The organism is Sodalis sp. (in: enterobacteria) (assembly GCF_047607725.1).
Classification (GTDB): domain Bacteria; phylum Pseudomonadota; class Gammaproteobacteria; order Enterobacterales; family Enterobacteriaceae; genus JBLKSS01.
On sequence record NZ_JBLKSS010000246.1, the window covers coordinates 1 to 3,649 of the forward strand.

Sequence of the window (3,649 nt, forward strand, 5' to 3'; positions counted from 1 at the left end):
CTCAAACCGGGATGGAAATAAAAGTTATTAAAATCAATACAATGTGAAAATGCAATGAGCATAAGCGTGTAACGTAGGTTTACTGTCTCATACAACAAACCCACCAATAATTCAAGACGTCCTCCACGGGGCGCTTACGATGAATCGGGGATGCGGAAATTTGAGCGCGTTCTGACCGGCGTAACGACCAATGTGTTAAAGCTGGGCGTGGCTGTCGAGGGGGCGGCGCTGTCCGTACTGGACTTTACCACACAGATAGCCGATGGACTGGATAAGGTATACTGGGCGTCACAACGCCGCGGCACCAGTGCGGCGGGCATAAAAGCATTGGACTATGCGGCGACCCAAACCGGCAGCAGTGCCGAAGCTGCGCAGGGCGCGCTGGAGAGCTTGGCGCGATGGATGCGTAATAACCTCGGTGCAGAAGGCTTCAACCGCCTGGGCGTGCAAACACGGGATGCCAGCGGAAAGATGTGTGACATGTCGGCGATCTTTACCGGTGTCGGGCAAAAACTCGGCCAGATGCCCTATTACCGGGCAAATCAGTATGCACAAATGCTGGGTATCGATGAAAATACCCTGATGGCGATGCGCAGAGAACTGAACGGCTTCACGGCTGATTATCAGTCAATGTTACAAAAAACGGGTTTCAACGCAGAAAAAGCCGTCGCGCAGTCTAATAAATTCATAACGGCCATGAAAGGGCTGACGGCGCTGTTCGGTATTCTGCGCGATAAGGTCGGCGCGAATCTGGCCGGGGGACTGGCGGGTTCGCTGGACGACCTGAGAAAGAAAATACTCGAAAACTTTCCCAAAATCGAGGACATGCTGACCCGGATTATCCGGGGAATGATCCGCGCCGGTGAGATGGTGGGCCGCGTTATCTGGCGCCTGATACAGACAGAGGGCCAAATTTTCGATTGGTGGCGCTGCCTGGATGGACAGAGCAAAAAGGTCATTACCACGTTTGGGGCCTTGACTGCCGCGATATGGGCGCTGAACCGGGCGTTTTTCTCCTCGCCGATGGGCATCATTACCGGGCTGGCAGCAGCGATATTGCTGCTGTGGGACGACCAACAGACCTGGAAAGAAGGGGGAAAGTCCTTTATTGACTGGTCAAAGTGGGGGCCGGAAATCGAACAGGCGAAAAAGGCTTTCGCGTGGATAGGCGATAAAATCACCGGACTGGTTAAAGATGTAGGGGGATGGCAAAACACGCTGAACATTCTTGCCACCTTTCATCGCCGGTGCCTGGGTATCAAAAGTCCTGGGCGCGTTCGGCAAGATTGCCGGTCTGCCCATCCCTCCCTGTTTAAAACTCTGGGGGCTGTATGCCGGTTATCTGGTCTCCGAAAGGGAAAACATTGTCACCAGCGCCAAAGCGTCCTGGGACTACAACACCCGGCAGATAAAACGCGGCGTGGGCGATAGCCTGAAAGCGCTAGGGATAGATAACGCCTGGGCCAGCAAAAATCGCGGCGATGCTTTCGCCGATCCACTGGCGCTCCCGCGCGGGATCCGCAACAACAATCCGGGGAATCTGAATTATGTGGGCAGGCCGGCGCGGAAAGAGAGTCGCCCGGTGGCCGCTTTGCACGCTTTCAGACGCCGCTTGAGGGGTTGCGGGCCATGGCCTTACAGCTGGCACGTTATGCGTGGCGTGGTCTCAACACGATTGAAAAAATCATCAACACCTGGGCGCCGGGGCGTGAAAACAACACGGACGCCTATATTGCGGCGCTATCCCGCCAGTTGGGGGTGGCCCCTGATGCCGCGCTGAACCTTGGCAATCCTCAGCTGATGGGCGGCATCATTCAGCATGAAAACGGGCGCAATCCCTACAGCAGTGAACTGATTAACCGTGCGGCGCTCGCGGGATAGGGGGGAAAAGTCTTCAGCAAGAAACGACGATTAATGTCTATGGCGCAAGCGATCCGGCGACCACCGGCACGGATATCGCCGACAGGCAGACCGGTGTCAACGCCCGCTTGATTGGGCAGTTCACGCAGAGGGCCTACTGATGGATATCCTTTCCACACTCTTCTCGCAGCCCTCGCGCAAAATTGGGTTGTTGGTGCCGGATGTGGTGATTTCTGAGAAACACCAGGACCAGCTTGACATCACCGAGCATCCGGTGGAAATCGGCGCTGAAATCGCTGACCACGCCTATAAGCGACCTGCTGAGCTGACGATGGAGGTGGTGTTTGCTGGCGGCGGCTCGCTGCTGGATTTATGGGATACGGCAAAATTGGGCTGAGCCTGGGCCTGAGCCCACGGGAAACCTATCAGAAGTTGCTTGAACTTCAGGGCAGCCGCCAACCTTTTGATGTGATAACCGGCAAGCGGCAGTACAGCAATATGCTGATCCGCGCGATTGAGGTGACGACCGATAAGGCCAGTGAAAACGTGCTGCTGGCCGTGCTGACGCTGCGCGAGCTAAACATGACCCGGACGGAAACTGCGACGGTGACGCGCCAGGCCAACATGCGGGAAGGGGCGCGAATACCGGGGTCAAAACCACGAACACCGTTGAGAACGTGAGTTTGCTACAGCGTAGTGCGGAGATAGTCAATGGTGATTAATGAAATTCCCCTGATGGCAACTAATCAGCAGTTCAGCATCACGCTTTCGGGCACAGTCTGGCAGATGCGCATTATCTGGCGCGATGTGGCAGGCTGGGTGCTAGATATGTGCAACAGTGCGGGTGAACCGGTGATTTCAGGTATCCTGCTACGGAACGGGGAAGATCTTCTCTCGTAGTATGCCTGGCTTAAGCCCGGCGGCAGACTCATCGTGATTGCAGATGATGAACAGTCACTGGATGCCGCTGGATTAGGCAACACGGCAAAACTTTACTGGATAACCGATTAACCTACGCTGGCAGATTTTTTTACGGACAACATTATGTCGCAGAACTGGATAAGACAATGCTCGCTGATCGTCGCCGATGAAAAAGGGGAGGGTATCGAACTGTCTGCCTTTCGCACTACGTTCAGTATTTCATGGCCGGATACACGCTGGCCGCGCACAGCGGTGTTTAAAGTCTGGAACCTGAAACCGGAGACGGCCAATCGTATTCAGGCGGGCGAGTTTGCTCGCGTGCAATTAATGGCGGGGTATCAGGATAACACGGGTTTGATTTTCACCGGAAACATCCGCTATTCCCTTACCGGCAGATATAACCCGACCGATACCTTTGTGATTATTCAGGCGGTAGATGCCCATGATGCTTACGATTATGCCACCTTGAATACGACTCTGGGCGCAGGCCATACCCAAGCCGAACAACACCAGACGTTACTCACTGGCCTGGCCCTCTACGGTATTGTGAAAGGCACGACGCCTGATTTTGAGACGACACGCTTTCCCCGTGGGAAAACCTATTTTGGCATGGCGTGGGATGCGATAGATAACCTCGCAGAGCAGTGCCGCGCGTCCTGGCAATATATCAACGGACAGCTGGTAATGGTACAGGAAGAGACCTACGTGCAGGAGGCGGTGGTGCTAAAGTAAGCGTACGCCCAGCGCCGTCTGTTAATTCTCCATCAAGTTATTGAAGATGATGTCCATTATTTTTTTAATGGGCGCAATTCATGAAACAAACCCCACCAAAACCCTCAAGACGTCGTCCCAATTTCCCGCTGGACTT

At 54.5% G+C, this 3,649-nt stretch carries 3 protein-coding genes and 2 pseudogenes; all 5 read left to right on the top strand.

All coding sequences use genetic code 11. The features are described from left to right. Window positions 1-138 precede the first annotated feature (138 nt). A pseudogene (locus tag ACMX3H_RS17600) lies at window positions 139-1,450 on the top strand (lytic transglycosylase catalytic); the annotation flags it as partial. A 179-nt stretch (window positions 1,451-1,629) separates the two neighbouring features. Next, window positions 1,630-1,881 (top strand): hypothetical protein, encoded by a 252-nt coding sequence (locus ACMX3H_RS17605; protein WP_415211730.1) that lies wholly within the window; start codon window positions 1,630-1,632, stop codon window positions 1,879-1,881. Between the two features lie 139 nt (window positions 1,882-2,020). Further along, window positions 2,021-2,541: pseudogene (locus ACMX3H_RS17610) on the top strand (phage baseplate protein). 30 nt (window positions 2,542-2,571) lie between these two features. Continuing rightward, window positions 2,572-2,760, top strand: a complete 189-nt coding sequence (locus tag ACMX3H_RS17615; RefSeq protein ID WP_415211728.1) for a phage baseplate plug protein — start codon at window positions 2,572-2,574, stop codon at window positions 2,758-2,760. Between the two features lie 144 nt (window positions 2,761-2,904). Beyond that, on the top strand, window positions 2,905-3,513 hold the full coding sequence (locus tag ACMX3H_RS17620; RefSeq protein WP_415211729.1) for a hypothetical protein: 609 nt from the start codon (window positions 2,905-2,907) through the stop codon (window positions 3,511-3,513). The last annotated feature ends 136 nt before the right edge of the window (window positions 3,514-3,649 follow it).